This is a genomic window from Kitasatospora sp. NPDC036755 (genome assembly GCF_040636595.1).
In the GTDB taxonomy this organism is placed as follows: domain Bacteria; phylum Actinomycetota; class Actinomycetes; order Streptomycetales; family Streptomycetaceae; genus Kitasatospora.
Map to the genome: position 1 here is coordinate 19,373 of NZ_JBEZUT010000020.1, position 15,879 is coordinate 35,251.

Below are 15,879 nucleotides of genomic sequence, written 5' to 3' on the forward strand. Positions count from 1 at the left end.
GGACCGGTACCGCCAGCTCCAGCGTGCCCCCGTCTCCACGCCTGCAGGGGTCCGTCGTGGCGCCGACGGCCGCCCCGGCGTACACCGCAGATCCGCGGGGCGGTCGCGTGCCTTGGCGCGCGCTGGTGGGGACCGTCAGCCCTCCGCCAGCCGTCGTGCGATCCGTTCCCGTGCGCCGAGCGCCCGTGGGTTGTCGTGTCCGGCCAGCAGGGTGTGGGCCTCCGTGCAGTGGTGCCGGGCCGCCTGGGGGTCGTCGGTGGACAGTGCTGCCGCCAGGGCGTCGAGGGCGAGGGCCTCGTGCCAGGGGTCGCCGAGGGCGTGCTGGGTGGCGGCGGCGCGGCGGAGGAAGGCGGCGGCTTCCGGGGCGCGGTCGAGGGCGCGGTAGGTCTCGCCCGTGCCGTGCCAGGCGAGGGCTTCGCGGCTGCGGTCGCCGAGGCGGCGGTGGAGGACGGCGGCGCGCTGGTAGGAGTCGAGGGCTTCGGCGAGTTGCCCGTCCGACCGTTGGGCGTCGCCGAGGGTGATGAGCCAGAAGCCTTCCAGGCGGTGGTCGCGCAGGTTCAGGGCGATGTCGAGTGCGGCGTGTGCCGGGGCGAGCGCGCCGGCCGGGTCGCCGTTCTCGCGTCGGATGTCGCTCAGCAGGCGCAGGGCGTTCCCCTCGCCCCGCTGGTTCTTCAGTGCGCGGTGGGCCGTCAGCGCCTGACCGACGGCGGCTTCGGCCTGCGGCAGGCGTCCGGCGCGGTAGTGGGTGCTGGCGAGGTTGGCGAGTGTGGTCGCCTCCCAGTGGGCCTCGCCCAGCTGCTGGAAGGCGGCGAGTGCCTGCTCGAAGTGCCTTGCGGCGTCGTCCAGTTGCCGTCGGTGCAGGTGGACGAGTCCGAGCAGGTTCAGCGAGTGCGCCTCGTTGGGCCGGTCGCCGAGTTCGCGCCACAGCGCCAGTGCGTTCCGGTGGCACTCCAGGCTCTCGTCGAGGGAGTTGACCCGGGTGTGCGCCATGCCGAGGTCCGTGAGGAGCAGGGCGCGGGCGGTGTCGTCGGCGAGGCGTTCGGCCGCCGCCAGCCCGAGCCGGCCTGCCGCCGGCCAGTCCGTGCCCGGGGCGGAGGGGGCCTGGGCGTTCCAGAGGACGGCGGCCAGTTGCCAGGTCCGCCGGTCCTCGCCCGCGACGGAGGCGGCGTGTACGGCCTGGAGGAGGTTGGCACGTTCGCGTTCGGACCAGTCCACGGCGGAGTTGTAGTCGGCGAAGGCCGCCGGCCGGAGCCCGTCGGACGCGGGGTCCAGCGGCAGCCGGTCCTCGGCGGGCCGCAGCCACTGCTGGGCGGCGTCGGCGGTGTGCAGGTACCAGTCGAGGACGCGGCGCAGCGCGGCCTGGCGCTGCGCGGGCGATTCCTGCTGCTGGGCCTGGTCGGTGGCGTAGGCGCGCAGCAGGTCGTGGAACTGGTAGCGGTCGGGCGCGCTCTGTTCCACGAGGTGGGCGCCGACCAGGGAGTCGAGGAGCTGCCGGGTGCGGTTGGGGGTGAGGTCGGCGAGGGCGGCCGCGGCGTGGAGCCCGAAGTCGGGCCCGGGATGGAGGCCGAGGAGCCGGAACAGCCGGGCGACCTGCTCGGGCAGGGCACGGTAGGACCAGGCGAAGACGGTGCGGACCGCGTCGGCGTCCTCGTCGTCCCCCACGCTGAGGGCGTCCCAGAGCGCGGATTCGTCGCGCAGCTCGTCGATCAGGTCGTCCAGACCCATGTGGGGCAGGCTGGCGGCGCGTTCGGCCGCGATGCGCAGGGCCAGCGGCAACCGGGCGCAGAGGCGGGCCAGTTCGGCGAGCTTGGCCGGGTCGTCCTGGGGCCGGTACCCGGCCGTGACGGCGCGCAGCAGGGCGACGGCCTCGGCCTCGGGCAGGGTCCGCAGGGTGAGCCGGTGGGCGCCGTCGCGCACGGCCAGGCCGGACAGTCGGCTGCGGCTGGTGACCAGGACGAGGCATCCCGCGCTGCCGGGCAGCAGCGGCCGGACCTGGTGCGCGCTGGCGGCGTTGTCGAGGACGACCAGGACACGGCGTTCGGCGAGCAGGGAGCGGTAGAGGGCGGCGGCCGCGTCGGGGTCGTGCGGGACGGACTGGGCGCCGACGCCGAGGGAGGTCAGGAAGTGGTGCAGCGCCTCCTGGGCGGTGACCGGCCGGCCCGGGTCGTAGCCGCGGAGGTTGACGTACAACTGGCCGTCGGGGAACCGGTGGCGGGCCTGGTGGGCCCAGTGCAGGGCGAGCGAGGTCTTCCCGGCGCCGGCGGTCCCGGCGATCACGACGACGGCGGCGGAGGTGGCCGGGGCGACGGTACCGGGGGTGCCGCTGGTGCCGGACGGGGCTCGCTCCTCGCCGGCCAGGGCGGCGTCCAGCTGGTGGAGTTCGCTCGTGCGGTTGACGAATCCTCGGACGTCGGCGGGGAGTTGGCGCGGGGTCGGGGTGGCGCTCGACCGGTCGGGCCCGCCTGGTCCGGCTGACCCTCCTGGCCCGTCCGGCCCACCGGGTCCGCGGTGGAAGTGGATGCCTCCGCTGACGTCCCTGGCCTGGACCACGTCCTGGGCGGAGGACCCGGACACGCTGGAGCGCGTGCCTCCGGGACCGTCGGCGCTCCCGCCGCGCTCGTCTGCCACAGCGCTCCGTTCCTGTCCGGGTTCCGGCACGGGTCCCGTGCGGCTTCCTTCCACGATTCCTACTCGACGTCCCGCTGCGATTTCCACGTGGGTGGGAGGAGGTGCGCCACCTCGCGGTCGAAGTACGCCAGGACGTCTTCGCCCGCCCGGTGGAGGTCCGCGAGGTAGCCCTCCCAACGGCGGACGAGATCGGGGTCGGTGAATCTGATCGCCCCGGCGGGAATTCCCTTTTCCGAATACCGGACCTGATAGAGCGTACGGCCACCGAGAACGACAATCTCCGGCAACTGATCGAATTCCTCGGAATCAGCCAGGACCGCGGTGCCGACGATACGGATCCGCTCGCCGCATTCGGCCCGGATCCGCAGCGAATGCAGCTCCCACTGGAGATACGTCGTCAGCGGCTGCTCGACCACCCGAATGCGGTGGAAGAAGGACTGCCGCTCCACGTCCTCCCGGCCGATCTCGCGCAACGCCTCGCGCCGGCCCTCCAGGAGGCGCAGCGCCTCATCCCAGTCGCCGCGCCGGGCCGCCTCCCAACTCGGGCTGCCCTGCTCCTCGAAGTGCTGACGCCGCTCCAGCTTCCAGGAGTCCCGGCCACGTACCAGCGCGTCCCGCTCGCGGAAGTCGCGCCGATAGTCGTCCCGAGTGAGGATCTCACCCCACTCGGGACGCAGCTCGGGAGCGTGCTGAGCCGGCAGCCGATCAGGCATCCGCGATGTCCGCTTTCGCCGTGCTGAGCATGATGCCGGGGATGACGACGAGCCGCTCACCCGGGCCCAGGGCGACGTCCCCGGGGAGGTGGTTGCGGTAGTTGTCGGTGAGGTCCCGGCCGATCACGGCGATATCGCCGTTCGAGAGTTGCCAGATGTCCGGGCATTCATCCCGGTTCTCGGACGTCCCGAGCTCCTTCGCCGACTTCCCCAGACGCTTCTCCAGAAAAGCGGAGGGATCGGCTTCCCATCCACGAGCCATGCCCGCCCCCGATCAGTAATACGTTCGGCGCAGATCACTGTTTTTACCATCCTACACCTGACGGAACGCCAGGGGAATGTGGAGTACGGTCGCAATTTACTCCCAGATGATCACCATCGCAGCACATTGGCATCATTTGCGACAGTATTCATCGGCTACGGGGCGGGAAAAGGGGCGCGCACGGCATATGCCAGCGATACGGCGGCGCACGGCGCACGAACGGTGGCACCCCGGATGACAAACGGCTCCGACAAAGCCCCGGCACGCAACGCCCGCCCCGCCACACCGATCGCCGACGACCACTCACCCTCCGGCCGGCCCATGCGCTGGCGGCTGCCCGCGGCCGCCGGGGCGTGGGATGATGCGACGGCCCCTTGACACCTCAACAATTCATCGGGCGCCAGGCCGCCGCACCAGCAAGCCCAGGCGGGCAAAGAAACAGCAAAGCCCCCGCATCGCCCCAGGTCGCGAAGGGTCCCCGCACCCGCGGGGGTCAGCCCCCGTAGGGACCCGCCTCGTCGTCGCGGGAGATGTCCCCGCACCTGCGGGGGTCAGCCGCCGCTCAAGCCGGCCGACCTCCCGCTCCACGCGTCCTCCCCGCACCCGCGGGGGGTCAGCCGACGTCGAGATGTAGCGCATCGGAGGGTATGTCGTCCTCCCCGCACCCGCGGGGGTCAGCCGGCGATCGCGAGCGGGAACCCGTTCCTGCTGGAGTCCTCCCCGCACCCGCGGGGGTCAGCCGCAGCGCGACGGAGTCAACCGCGACGCGGGTATGTCCTCCCCGCACCCGCGGGGGTCAGCCGCCCTGGCCAAGATCCTTCCCCGACGAGACGGCGTCCTCCCCGCACCCGCGGGGGTCAGCCGGTCTCCACGCCGCCGCCGAGCGACGGCAAGCAGTCCTCCCCGCACCCGCAGGGGTCAGCCGCCGTTCCCGAGGGACGCCTGCGGGGTGAGGATGGCCTCCCCGCACCCGCGGGGGTCAGCCGACCACGGTGGCGGTGGCTTCGACCCAGCGCCGGTCTTCCCCGCACCCGCGGGGATCAGCCGGCGTAACAGCCGAGGATGAATGCCCACTTGGCGTCCTCCCCGCCGCCCACCCATCGGACCCACCGGGCCCACCGGACCCACCGTCAAGGTGTGCGGGTGCCGTCGAGGTAGGCGAGGACGGCGAGGACGCGGCGGTTGTCGTCGTCGGAGGCGCCGAGGTCGAGCTTCGCGAAGATGTTGGAGGTGTGCTTGCTGACCGCGCCCTCGCTGAAGTGCAGCCGTTGGGCGATGGCGGCGTTGGAGCGGCCTTCGGCCATCATGGCGAGGACGTCGCGTTCGCGCGGGGTGAGGAGGGCGAGGGGCTGGTCGTAGGCGTTGCGGGCGAGGAGGCGGGAGATGACCTGGGGGTCCATGACGGTGCCGCCGGCGGCGACGGTGTGGACGGCGTCGACGAACTGGTCGGCCTTGGAGACCCGGTCCTTGAGGAGGTAGCCGACGCCGCCGGTGCCGTCGGCGATCAGTTCCCGGGCGTAGAGCTGTTCGACGTGCTGGGAGAGGACGAGGACGGGCAGGCCGGGCCGTTCGCGGCGGGCGGCGAGCGCTACCTGGAGGCCCTCGTCGGTGTACGTCGGGGGCAGGCGGACGTCGACGACCGCGATGTCGGGGCGGTGTTCGGCGATGGCGGCGGCCAGTTCGGGCCCGCTCTCCACCGCGGCGACGATCTCGTGCCCGTGGGCGCTGAGCAGCAGGGAGAGGCCGTCCCTCAGCAGGACGAGGTCCTCGGCGAGGACAACACGCACGGTAGCTCCATGATCAGCCGGGTCGGACCCCCCGGGGGGCTGGTCAGCGTGAGCGTACCGTCGAACGCGGCGAGTCTGCGCCGGATGCCCCGCAGGCCGCTGCCCCGGTCGGGGTCGGCGCCGCCGCGGCCGTCGTCGGTGACTTCGGCGCGGAGCAGTCCGGCGGCGTGGTCGAGGTGGACGGCGGCGTGCCGGGCGCCGCCGTGTTTGACGGCGTTGGTGAGCGCCTCGCTGACGGCGAAGTAGACCGCCGACTCCACCGGCGCCTCGGCGCGTCCGGGCAGTTCGGCCCGGACCTCGACCTTCAGCGGGACGTCCAGGGCCAGTGCCCGTACGCCTTCGGCGAGGCCGCGTTCGGCGAGCACCGGCGGGTGGATGCCCCGGACGAGGTCGCGCAGTTCCTGGAGGGCCTGGGTGACGTTCTCCTGGGCGTCCGTCACGACCCGCTTCGCCTGCTCCGGGTCGCGGTCGATCAGCGCCGCGACCGCGCCCAGCCGCAGGCTCACCGCGACCAGCCGGGCCTGGGCTCCGTCGTGCAAGTCCCTTTCGATCCGCCGCAGTTCGGCGGCCTGGGCCTCGGTGGCGTCCAGCCGGATCTCGGTGAGCTGCTCGACCCGCCGGGCGAGCCGGGAGCGCTCGGTGGGGCCGAGCAGGCTTCGGGTCCACCGGCCGTGCAGGCGCAGCGCGGGCCGGGCGAGGGCGAGCCCGGCGGCGATCAGGACAGGACCGAGGAGGACGGGGCCGAGGAGGCCGAGGAGCAGCGCGGCCGGGCCGCCGGAGGACGGGCCGAACGGCAGGTCGTACGGCAGACCGTACGGCAGCAGTGCCTGGACGATCCCGTACAAGCCGGCGCCGACGAGCAGGACGGGCGCCGCCGCGACTGCGCCGCCGACCAGCGGATCGGCGATCAGCCAGAGGGCGTCGCGCCAGGTCGCCGGGTCGTTCCAGAGCCAGCGGATGTTGAGGGCCATGCCCGCGAACCAGCGGTTCTTGTGGTAGTCGTGGCCGGTCCAGAACCAGCCGTGGAGAGTGCGTTCCAGGGCAGGGCGCGGCTGGTACGGCGGCGGCACCGGGACGTCCGACCAGTGGCCGGCGACCCACCGGCCCGCGCCGGCGGCGGAGCGCACCATCCGGGTGACGGCCGGGAAGAGCGGGAACATGCCGAGGCAGCCCCAGAGCAGGAAGGACAGCAGGAAGACCGTCATCAGCACCACGCCGACCGGTATCAGCAGGGTCAGGACGGCGAGCCGCCCGAGGGCCCGGGCGGCGGCGCGCAGGTCGCGGACCGTACGGATGGGCCCGCCCGCCGTACCGCTCCGTTCGTCGACCGCACCGCTACGTTCGTCGACCGCACCACCCGCTTCGTCGACCGTACCGCCCGGCTCGCGGGCTGCTGGGGTCTGCGGGCTGCTCACGGGGCCTCCGGTCGGGTGCGGTGGTGCGGGCCGTTCATGATCGCAGCCGACTGCTCCGGCTCCTGCCCCAGCACCCGTCGCTGATCGCGGGTCAGCCGGTAGGTCCCCAGGAGGCAGCCCGCGCCCAGCAGCACGAACCCGACCGCCACCGGCACCCGCCACACCGACGGCAGGTGGAGGGCCAGGAACCAGCTCCGGTTGGCCGGCGCGAAGAGCGCCATCCCCAGCGCCACCGCCCCCTGCGGGGCCACCGCCAGCACTCCGGCCGTGGTCAGCAGCCCGGCCGCCACGGCCCGACCGGGCGGCAGCCGGTCCGAGCCCCCGTCCGAGCCGCCGTCCGAACCCCCGTCCCGGCCGCCGGGCCCGGCCGGCTCCGTCGCCCGCCGGACGCCCTTGCGCAGCGCGTCCAGCAGCTCCGGCCCGCGGGTCTCCAGCCGGTGCCGGGCTCCCGCCCCGAGCAGTACGGCGTACAGCAGCCCCATGCCCAGGCCGACCGCCACCCCGGTCCAGCGCAGCGGCTCGCTGTGCAGCAGCGTGCCGGTCAGGACGACGCCGGCGGCGGGCAGCGCGCCCAGGGCCTGGAGCAGCAGGACGACCATGCTCTGCAGCCGGGCCTGGTCGGCGTTCTCGTCGCTGAAGCCGTCCAGCGGGTTGCCGCCGGGCCGGTCCGGGAACGACGCGGGGCCGAGGACGGACACCAGCGGCACCAGGCCCGCCCCCGCGCCGAGCACGGCGGGCAGGACGGCGAGCACCCACGGCCAGGTCCCGCCGGCTCGGGCGGCGGCGCCCGCGGCCAGGGTGAGCAGCAGGGAGCCCGGGGCGACGACCAGCAGCCAGGCGAGCTGCCGCGACCGGACGTCGACCCGCTCGGCGCCGGGCACGACCAGGGTGAGCCAGAGCGCCCCGGCGTCCAGGCCGTACAGGTTGGAGCCCAGCGCGCCGGCGAACAGGGCGGCGACCACCCCGGCCCACGGCACCAGGGCCGGGAAGCCGCCGAGCAGCGGCAGCAGGCCGGTGAACACGCCGGTCCACAGCGCCATCCGCAGCATCCTGGCCCGGCGCGGGTCGCGGGCCCACAGGCGCAGCTCCTTGCCGAGGACGGCGCCGCCGGGGGTGTCCGGTACGACGGGCAGCCGGATGACCCTCCGGGAGACCCGGTGCCCCACCCCACCCCCGCGGGCCGCACCGTTCGCGGTACTGCGGGCCGTACCGCGAGCCGTACCGCGGGCCAACTGCCGGGCGAGCAGGGCGGTCCAGGCCTCGAACAGCAGCGCCGAGAGCGCGAGCAGCCCGCCCAGGCAGGCCGCCACCAGGAGCCAGTCCCCGCGCCGGGCGGCGTCGACCGCCACCACCGACCAGCCCGAAGGCAGCACCCGTACGGCGGTGCCGACGGCGTCGGCCCACTCTCCGGTGAGCAACCGGACGAAGAAGCCGATCGCGAACCAGCCGGTGTTCAGCAAGCCGGTGACCAGACCGACCAGCAACGCCGACAGCTCCCACCCCAGCCGCGAGCGGGCCGCACCACCGAGGCTCTGCAGGGTCAGCTTCGACAGCACCAGTACGAACAGCAGGTGCAGCAGCAACGCGGGGACGGCGACCAGCGCGGGCAACAGCCCACCGAAGCCCGCCCCGAGGACGATCAGCACGGAGAGGGCGATGAGGGTGACCAGCGGCGTCACCCCGACGAACGCCGCACCGAGCAACCCGACTGCCAGGGACCGGTGTTGCCGGGGCAACAGCGTGAAGTAGTCGAGCCGCAGGGTCGGATCGCCACCCGTGACGGTCGGACCGAGCGCCCAACCGGCCGTCCAAACCGCCAGCACGGCGGCGACCACGGTCACCCCAGCCTCGGGGGTCGGGAAGTCCGCCAGCCCCAACAGGACGGTACCGGCGGCCGCGAGACCACCGGTGAACGCCCCGAGCAGCAGACTCGCGGCCCGCGGGCCGGACATCGAACGCCGCAGCACAGCCAGCTTCATCCCGATCAGGAGGCCAACCACGACAGGCCCCCCACTCCCCCGGCCCGGGCCCCGACCAGCTCCACGAAGACCTCCTCCAGGCCCCGCCCGCCCCGCACCTCCGCCACCGTGCCCGCCGCCAGCACCCGGCCCCCGGCCATCACACCCACGTGGTCACAGAGTTGCTCGACCAGCGCCATCACGTGACTCGACAGGACCACCGAGCCGCCCGACTCGACGAAGCGCCGCAGAATGACCCGGATCGTCGCGGCCGACACCGGGTCGACCGCCTCGAAGGGCTCGTCCAACACCAGCAACCGAGGCGCGTGCAGCAGAGCGGTGGCCAGACCGATCTTCTTGCGCATCCCCGTGGAATAGTCGATGACGGGAGTGCGCTCGGCGCCGTCGAGCTCCAGAACAGCCAGCAGCTCACCGGCCCGGGCATCCACGGTGGCAGCCGGAAGACCGCGCAACCTGCCCAGGTAGTACAGCAGTTCGCGCCCCGTCAGCCGCTCCGGCAGCATCATCCCGTCAGGCAACACCCCGACCAGCGACTTCGCCCGCACCGGATCGCTCCACACGTCCACGCCAAGGATCGCCGAACCCCCGGCATCCGGACGCAACAACCCGACGGCCATCGACAGCGCGGTGGTCTTGCCGGCCCCGTTCGGCCCGACCAGCCCGTAGAACGACCCGCGCGGGACGACCAGGTCCACGCCGTCCACGGCGACGCGGGACCCGAACCGCTTGCTCAGGCCCGACAGTTGGAGCGCTGGGGCCCCACCCTGTTCCAGCACCTCGACCTCCTGGTGGTGATCATGTGCCGATCGGCCCCGATCGGCACATGATCACGCTAGGGACGGCGAGGCGACGGCAGAATCCACCTGCACCCCCACCGAGGGTGGGGCTGGACCCACCCCCGGGGCCGCTCGGGCCGCACACCCGCCGCGAGTTGCGTTGCGCTGATGCGTGGGATGATGAACACGCTCTTTGACACCTCAACACCTCGGCATCGCAGCCGGGTCAGTACGACAGCATGCCAAGGCAAAGAAAGAGCAAAGCCGCCAAATCACCCCAGGTCGCAAAGGGTCCTCCCCGCACCCGCGGGGGTCAGCCGCCGGCCTGCGTGTCGCGGGCCCGGACTTCGTCGTCCTCCCCGCACCCGCGGGGGTCAGCCGAACGTGGACCTGTTCGCCGCACGGAGGATGACGTCCTCCCCGCACCCGCGGGGGTCAGCCGGCCTCGTACTGGTGGGAGTGCAGGCCGGGGTAGTCCTCCCCGCACCCGCGGGGGTCAGCCGGCACTGGCCGCGGGCACGTGGACGATCACGCTGTCCTCCCCGCACCCGCGGGGGTCAGCCGTCGGCCGGGGTGACCCAGCGCAGGCCGGGAAGGTCCTCCCCGCACCCGCGGGGGTCAGCCGGCCACCGAAGAGGGCAAGGACAAGCCGCTCAAGTCCTCCCCGCACCCGCGGGGGTCAGCCGGTGCGCTCGCCGCAGGCGACCTTGTCGCCGGAGTCCTCCCCGCACCCGCGGGGGTCAGCCGGCGATCGTCGACGCCACCCTGCAGACCATGTTGTCCTCCCCGCACCCGCGGGGGTCAGCCGCTGATCAACGGCAAGTCCGTCTTCGGGGTGGCGTCCTCCCCGCACCCGCGAGGGTCAGCCGTCCAACTACCTCGTAGCAGTCGAACTGATCTGGCCCTCCCCGCACCTGCGGGGCTGGCCGCTCGGCGCCCAGCGCGCCGCCGGGGCGATGCGGTTCAATACGGGTCCCCGACACCACGAGGAGAAGTACGTGAGCGACAGGATCCCGCGCGACCGGCAGGGCCGGTGGCGCAGCGCGCGGGGCTTTGGGTCCCGTGGACCCACCAGGCTGCCGGCGCACCCTCGGATGCCGGTGCCGGACGACATCGTGGCAGTTGAGGATCCCACGGAGCACCTGGCACTCCGGCGGGATCCGTCCGCCGACCCGGCTCCGCCGACGTAGGCCCCGACAGGGTCAGCTGTCCAGTACCGTCCAGCCCAGCGCCCGTGCCTGCGTCGCGATGGCGTCGAAGTTCGCGGTGGCGGACAGTGCGGCAACCATGCGGCGGTCGAGTGGGGCGCCCTTCAGGACGGCACTCACGGCCTCCCTGTCGAAGGCCCGCTCGTAGTAGTCCTCCGCGTACTCGAGGAATGCCTGGGTCGAGTCGGCACCGGTGAGGACGTCGAACATCCAGTCGGCGCCGTCCGTGTCGCCGTCGGTGAACTCGACCGGGCCGCATTGCCAGCCACCACCACCGGCACCGGTCTCGTACCAGGCGCACACGGTCGCGTCGAAGAACCCGTCGAACTGGAACTCGGGCGCCTGGGCGTAGTGGGCGAGCGGGGCCGGCAGCCCGTCGAGCAGGCCGGGCCAGTGTGCGCGGTCGTTCTCGCGCCACGGGGTGGCGTCGCTTTCGTGGTCGAAGCCGTAGAGGAACACGCCGGCCGGGTCGAAGACGATGTGGTATTGGTCCCCGGAGCCGTTGTCCATGCCCGCGAGATCCACGCCCGGACGCCAGTCGGAGACGAACGCGAGGCTGGGGTCGTAGGGCACGGAGGCGATGGTGTCGAGCAGCGCCACCGCACGGCAGCGCGCCCGCAGCTCGCGGGGTTCGGGCAGGACGGCTATGAGGTCGTGAACGGACATGGCGCACAGTCAACAGCGCACCTCTGACATTCCGCCTGGTCAGCCGCCTCCCCCCAGCCCGCCGCCCGGGCCAGGCCCGGGCCGCCTCGTCGCCCGCTGGCCCGTCGGCGACGACGTCGTCCGCCCCGTTCCGCTGTCCGGCTCGCCGCCGGTCAGCCCATGGCTGAGGGCGGGCGTTCGAAGAAGGTCTCCAGGGCGACCGTCGCCTGGGTGCCGCTCACCCCGTCGATCGCGTAGAGCCGCCGCAGGACGTCCTGCAGTTGCTCGGTGGTCGCCGTACGCACCTTCACCAGGACGGAGGCGCTGCCCGCGATGACGTGGGCCTCCTCGATCTCGGGGATCGCGGCGAAGGCCTCGGCCGACTCGCCCATCCACGTCGACGAGTCGACCATCACGAAGGACAGCACCTGGAGCCCGAGCGCCTTGGGGTCGACCTCGACGGTCGTGCGGCGCACCACTCCGCGTTCCCGCAGTTTGCGGACCCGTTCGTGGGTCGCGCCCGCCGAGAGTCCGACCGTCCTGCCAAGTGCGGCGTAGGCCTGTCCCGCGTCCTGCTGGAGCAGGGCCACCAGCTGACGGTCTATGTCGTCCAGGTTCTCCGATGCCATGGCGCCACCATATTCGGTTCTGCCATACTCGAACAGCTCCGAATATGGTTCGGCATATGGCGATCGGGAGTTGACGGTGTCCGGTGAAGTCAGGCATGGGCTGTACGAGATTCTGGATGAGCGCTTCCGTACCGGAAAGTGCGCCGGCGGCGACTACCGGCTGGAGCGGCTGTACGGGGACTGCCGTTGGGCCGAGGGCCCGGTCTACCTGCCCGCCTGGCGCCAGCTGATCTGGAGCGACATCCCCAACGACCGGATGCTGCGCTGGGACGAAGTCACCGGCACCGTCGGTGTCTTCCGCTCTCCCGCCGGCCACAGCAACGGCAATACACTGGACGGTTCGGGCCGTCTGGTCAGCTGCGAGCAGGGCAACCGCCGGGTCACCCGTACCGAGCACGACGGGTCGCTCACCGTCCTCGCCGACCGGTACCGGGGCAAGCGACTGAACTCCCCCAACGACTCGGTGGTGCATTCCGACGGGTCGATCTGGTTCTCCGACCCGGACTTCGGCATCACCAGCGACTACGAGGGCCACCGGGCCGAGCCCGAGATCGGCTCCTGCGACGTCTACCGGATCGACCCGGTCGACGGCGGCGTGCGCGTGGTGGCGGACGGCTTCGCCGGCCCCAACGGGCTGGTCTTCTCCTCGGACGAACGGCAGTTGTACGTCTCGGACAGCCGCGCCCGGCACATCCGGGTCTTCGACGTCCGGGACGACGGCACCCTCGACGAGGGCAAGGTCTTCGCGCAGGCGCCGGACAGCGGCTTCGACAACATCCGCTTCGACGACGGCGGGCGCCTGTGGGCGGCGGCCTTCGGCGACGGCGTCCACTGCTACGACCCGGACGGCACCCTCATCGGCCGCCTCCTCGTGCCCGAGGACGTCTCCAACCTCACTTTCGGCGGGGCGAAGAACAACCGGCTCTTCATCACCGCGACGACGTCCGTGTACTCCCTGGTGATGGCCGTGACCGGAACCCCCAGGGTACGTAACCACCGCTAGCCGCAAGGCCGTTGCCCGCGCCGGCCCACCGACGCGCGCGTCCCGGGCCGTCCCGGGCCGTCCCGGGACGGGCTCCACACCGCCATGTGCCCGTCCGGGACCTCGCGTCGTCGCGCGGCGGCGACGGCGGTCCGCCGGGGGCGGCGTTCCGGGTCGGCGAGGAACTCGCCGTCCTCGTCGCGGACATCGACCGGGAGCGGCGCCGGCTCCTGCTCTCCCTAACGGAGTTGGAGATCGAGAGCCGTGGCTCAGGCCCAGGGCGGTCGGCCTCGCCCGTCCGCCCACAGGGCGAGGGCCCGCTGGTCGACGGCGCGGATGCCGACCTGTGAACAGAACGCGGCGGCGGGCTTGGTGAAGGAACTGGTCGTCACCACGGCGGCCAGGTCGCAGCGGTGTACGTCGCGGTAGGTGCCGTTGACCTTCTGGACGTCGTCGGAGCCGACGAAGGTCCGCGGCCCGTACCGCTTGGCCTGGATGAGGATGCGCTGCCCGGTGGGGGTGACGGCGAGGACGTCCGCCGCGAGGTCGCCGGCCCCGCCGACCACCTTCACCTTCGTACAGCCGTCCCGGCGGCACAGGTCCGCCAGCGCGTGCTCGAAGGCCTTCGGGGTCATCGCCAGGAACGGCCCGATGTGCCGCAGTTGGGCGGTCCGCGCGTCCAGCTCCCGCCGGTCGGCCCGCCTTCGCGACCGCAGCACGGCGGCCCCCACGGCCGCGCCCACGACGGCGGCAACGACCAGCAGCGCGGCGACCAGGAGGAGGTGCCGGGCCATCCACTGCACCACCAGCAGGGCCACGACGAGCACGACGAGCGCTGCCGCGCCCGCCAGCGGCGCGTTCCGCCGTGCCCGCCGGATCAGCCTGACCAGGCGGACGGCGGTCGACCTGCGCCGCCGGACAGGCCTGCGAGCCACGGCACTCCCCCCCCCTCACGCCGATGTGTGCGCACGAGCGTAGGAGTGCGCGGTCACGAGGCGCGGGCGATCCCGGCGAACTCCACCGGCCGGGAAGCCCAGTTGACCGGATCCCGGCGACCGGCGGCCGAACCCCGGCGTGTGCGGGGAGGAGCCGCGGCTCGGGGGGCGTCGAGGGGTACGCCCGTCGTACGGGCCTCAGGCCGGATCGATCCGGCCCCGGGCGCGGTCCTCGGCGTACTCCTTGAATCGCCGCAGGTCCCCTTTCACCCGGTGGTCGAGCGCGCGCCGGGCTTCCGCCGTCGGCTTCGCCGCGCCTCCGCCGCCGCCGGGGCGGAGGTCGACGGCCAGGGAGACCCGGGTGTGGCCCGCGTCGAGCCGGCGGAAGGTCACGGTGCTCTTCCGGTAGATCCCGCCGTCCGCCGTCTGCCAGGCGATCAGTTCTTCCGGTTCCTGGTCGACGACCTCGGCGTCGAACTCGCGGGTGACCCCGTCGATGGTGGTGCGCCAGTGGGTGTGGCGCGCGTCCAGCCGGGTCACCGAGTCGACGCCCTCCATGAAACGGGGGAACTCCTCGAAGAGCGTCCATTCGTGGTAGGCGGCGTGCAGGGGCACGGCCACCTCCACGGACTCCTTCACGATGCTCATCAGGTCCTCCTCGTTCGGTGTGATCGGAGCCGCTCGGCGGCGGGGCGACGGACCGGGTGCGAAACCGGCTGCGCAGTCGTCCAAAGCAACCGGCCGCGCAGTCGGTCGCGCGACCGGCCACGCCATCGGCCGCGAAGCCGGTCACGGCCCCGGCTGCGTACCGGTCCGCCCCGACGGCGGCCGGTCGCCGTCCGCCAGGTGCCGGGCCACGGTGTCGAGGTCCGTGCCCAGTCGTTGGGCGGCTCCGACCAGCAGGCTCAGTGCGGTGTGCGGGGTCACGTCGAACCGCTCGGCGGTGATGCCGATGGCCAGGCCGGTGGCGTGCCGGCGGTCCAGCAGGTCGGCGACCGCCCTGGACAGGGCGAAACGGTCGAGGGCGGCCGACGCTTGGAGGGCGAGCACCTCGATCAGCCCGAGGGCGGGTGTGCCGGGTTCGACCGGTGTGCGCAGGTAGGCGCTGAAGACGGTGCAGCCGTGCGGGTGGGTGCGCAGGTGGGCGCCGGCGACGGCGCGTACGCCGCAGCGCCGGGCGCGGTCGCCGAACCGGTCCGGGCGGCCCGGGTCGAGCCGGACGACGACCTGCCCCTCGCCCTGTCGGCGGAGCCGGGGAAGCGGTCCCGCCTCCCCGGCTCCGCCCTGCGCGCGTTCGAGGGCCAGCAGGTACGACGGGGTCGCCGCGAAGGTCTCGACCGAGCCGTCGTCGTGCCAGGTGCTGACGGCGGCACCGACGCAGTGCGGGACGGTGACGCGGGTCTGTTGCACCACCTCGTGCAGGCCCGGGAAGGGGGTGGACCGCGTCCGCTCACGGGCCGCGAGGTCGCCGAGTTCGGCCAGCAGTGCCGCGCGGGCCCGGTCGCTCGCCGGGGTTCCGGGAGCCGCCGCGCCGCCTTCGGCAGGGCTTTGCCGGTCCAGCAGCAGGCGGGCCCGGGCGACGGCGCGGGCCGCGTCGGCCTCGCCGGTGTAGATGCCGATCGTGTAGCAGACGTCGCGCAGCCGCCGCCCGGCTTCCGGCGAGCTGGACGGGGACAGGGCCTCGTACTCGGCGACCAGTCGGCCGAGAGCAGCGACATCCACCATGGGCATGAGCACCTCCGTGTGTTTACGGAAAGTATGCGCCGATCACGCAGCGAAACCACGCCACCGGTCCGCCCACCGACCCAACCCGGCCTGACCCAACCCGACCCGACCCGTTGGGAATCCCGACAGCACTGTGCTGCTGCCGGCCCCCTGGCCCGGACTCAGGTGTCCGCTCTCTGCCGCTGCTCACCACGG

13 protein-coding genes and 2 CRISPR repeat arrays are annotated in these 15,879 nt (G+C 73.2%); of the genes, 1 reads left to right on the plus strand and 12 read right to left on the minus strand.

All coding sequences use genetic code 11. The annotated features are described in order from the left end of the window. Window positions 1-135: 135 nt before the first annotated feature. The 9 genes from AB0E96_RS05165 to AB0E96_RS05205 form a co-directional block, all read right to left on the minus strand. On the minus strand, window positions 136-2,574 hold the full coding sequence (locus tag AB0E96_RS05165) for a tetratricopeptide repeat protein (protein WP_359818684.1): 2,439 nt from the start codon (window positions 2,572-2,574) through the stop codon (window positions 136-138). Between the two features lie 113 nt (window positions 2,575-2,687). Continuing rightward, complete coding sequence (locus AB0E96_RS05170) at window positions 2,688-3,341, minus strand: DUF6879 family protein (protein ID WP_359818686.1); 654 nt, start codon at window positions 3,339-3,341, stop codon at window positions 2,688-2,690. After that, on the minus strand, window positions 3,334-3,603 hold the full coding sequence (locus AB0E96_RS05175; protein WP_359818689.1) for a hypothetical protein: 270 nt from the start codon (window positions 3,601-3,603) through the stop codon (window positions 3,334-3,336). Before AB0E96_RS05175 ends, AB0E96_RS05170 begins: the two co-directional genes overlap by 8 nt. A 475-nt stretch (window positions 3,604-4,078) precedes the next feature. After that, window positions 4,079-4,650: a CRISPR direct-repeat array (repeat unit 24 nt; unit sequence TCCCCGCACCCGCGGGGGTCAGCC). Window positions 4,651-4,733: 83 nt separating this feature from the next. Beyond that, complete coding sequence (locus AB0E96_RS05180; RefSeq protein ID WP_359818691.1) at window positions 4,734-5,390, minus strand: response regulator transcription factor; 657 nt, start codon at window positions 5,388-5,390, stop codon at window positions 4,734-4,736. After that, a complete protein-coding gene (locus AB0E96_RS05185; protein ID WP_359818692.1) occupies window positions 5,354-6,805 on the minus strand; it encodes a sensor histidine kinase in 1,452 nt (483 codons plus the stop codon). The genes AB0E96_RS05180 and AB0E96_RS05185 overlap by 37 nt, the downstream gene beginning before the upstream one ends. Continuing rightward, a complete protein-coding gene (locus tag AB0E96_RS05190; RefSeq protein WP_359818694.1) occupies window positions 6,802-8,784 on the minus strand; it encodes a hypothetical protein in 1,983 nt (660 codons plus the stop codon). Before AB0E96_RS05190 ends, AB0E96_RS05185 begins: the two co-directional genes overlap by 4 nt. Window positions 8,785-8,789: 5 nt before the next feature. Continuing rightward, the gene (locus AB0E96_RS05195) at window positions 8,790-9,560 is read right to left on the minus strand and encodes an ABC transporter ATP-binding protein (RefSeq protein WP_359818697.1); all 771 of its coding nucleotides are present in this window, start codon (window positions 9,558-9,560) and stop codon (window positions 8,790-8,792) included. 291 nt (window positions 9,561-9,851) lie between these two features. Further along, window positions 9,852-10,490: a CRISPR direct-repeat array (repeat unit 29 nt; unit sequence GTCCTCCCCGCACCCGCGGGGGTCAGCCG). Window positions 10,491-10,762: 272 nt separating this feature from the next. Beyond that, on the minus strand, window positions 10,763-11,434 hold the full coding sequence (locus tag AB0E96_RS05200) for a hypothetical protein (protein ID WP_359818699.1): 672 nt from the start codon (window positions 11,432-11,434) through the stop codon (window positions 10,763-10,765). A gap of 152 nt (window positions 11,435-11,586) precedes the next feature. Continuing rightward, the gene (locus AB0E96_RS05205) at window positions 11,587-12,027 is read right to left on the minus strand and encodes an Lrp/AsnC family transcriptional regulator (protein WP_359818740.1); all 441 of its coding nucleotides are present in this window, start codon (window positions 12,025-12,027) and stop codon (window positions 11,587-11,589) included. Window positions 12,028-12,118: 91 nt separating this feature from the next. On the opposite strand from AB0E96_RS05205, the gene AB0E96_RS05210 reads away from it, so the two are divergent. After that, the gene (locus AB0E96_RS05210; RefSeq protein ID WP_359818702.1) at window positions 12,119-13,045 is read left to right on the plus strand and encodes an SMP-30/gluconolactonase/LRE family protein; all 927 of its coding nucleotides are present in this window, start codon (window positions 12,119-12,121) and stop codon (window positions 13,043-13,045) included. A 248-nt stretch (window positions 13,046-13,293) separates the two neighbouring features. Here AB0E96_RS05210 and AB0E96_RS05215 read toward each other — a convergent pair whose 3' ends face one another. The 3 genes from AB0E96_RS05215 to AB0E96_RS05225 form a co-directional block, all read right to left on the minus strand. Beyond that, on the minus strand, window positions 13,294-13,959 hold the full coding sequence (locus tag AB0E96_RS05215) for a restriction endonuclease (protein ID WP_359818704.1): 666 nt from the start codon (window positions 13,957-13,959) through the stop codon (window positions 13,294-13,296). Window positions 13,960-14,157: 198 nt separating this feature from the next. Further along, window positions 14,158-14,607, minus strand: a complete 450-nt coding sequence (locus tag AB0E96_RS05220; protein ID WP_359818707.1) for an SRPBCC family protein — start codon at window positions 14,605-14,607, stop codon at window positions 14,158-14,160. Window positions 14,608-14,748: 141 nt separating this feature from the next. Then, window positions 14,749-15,690 (minus strand): DUF5133 domain-containing protein, encoded by a 942-nt coding sequence (locus AB0E96_RS05225; RefSeq protein WP_359818710.1) that lies wholly within the window; start codon window positions 15,688-15,690, stop codon window positions 14,749-14,751. Window positions 15,691-15,879: the final 189 nt, after the last annotated feature.

Coding starts and splice junctions, on each gene's coding strand:
- AB0E96_RS05170 (WP_359818686.1), bottom strand. CDS start 3,341: ATGCCTGATCGGCTGCCGGCTCAGCACGCTCCCGAGCTGCGTCCCGAG.
- AB0E96_RS05190 (WP_359818694.1), bottom strand. CDS start 8,784: ATGAAGCTGGCTGTGCTGCGGCGTTCGATGTCCGGCCCGCGGGCCGCG.
- AB0E96_RS05220 (WP_359818707.1), bottom strand. CDS start 14,607: ATGAGCATCGTGAAGGAGTCCGTGGAGGTGGCCGTGCCCCTGCACGCC.
- AB0E96_RS05175 (WP_359818689.1), bottom strand. CDS start 3,603: ATGGCTCGTGGATGGGAAGCCGATCCCTCCGCTTTTCTGGAGAAGCGT.
- AB0E96_RS05200 (WP_359818699.1), bottom strand. CDS start 11,434: ATGTCCGTTCACGACCTCATAGCCGTCCTGCCCGAACCCCGCGAGCTG.
- AB0E96_RS05225 (WP_359818710.1), bottom strand. CDS start 15,690: ATGCCCATGGTGGATGTCGCTGCTCTCGGCCGACTGGTCGCCGAGTAC.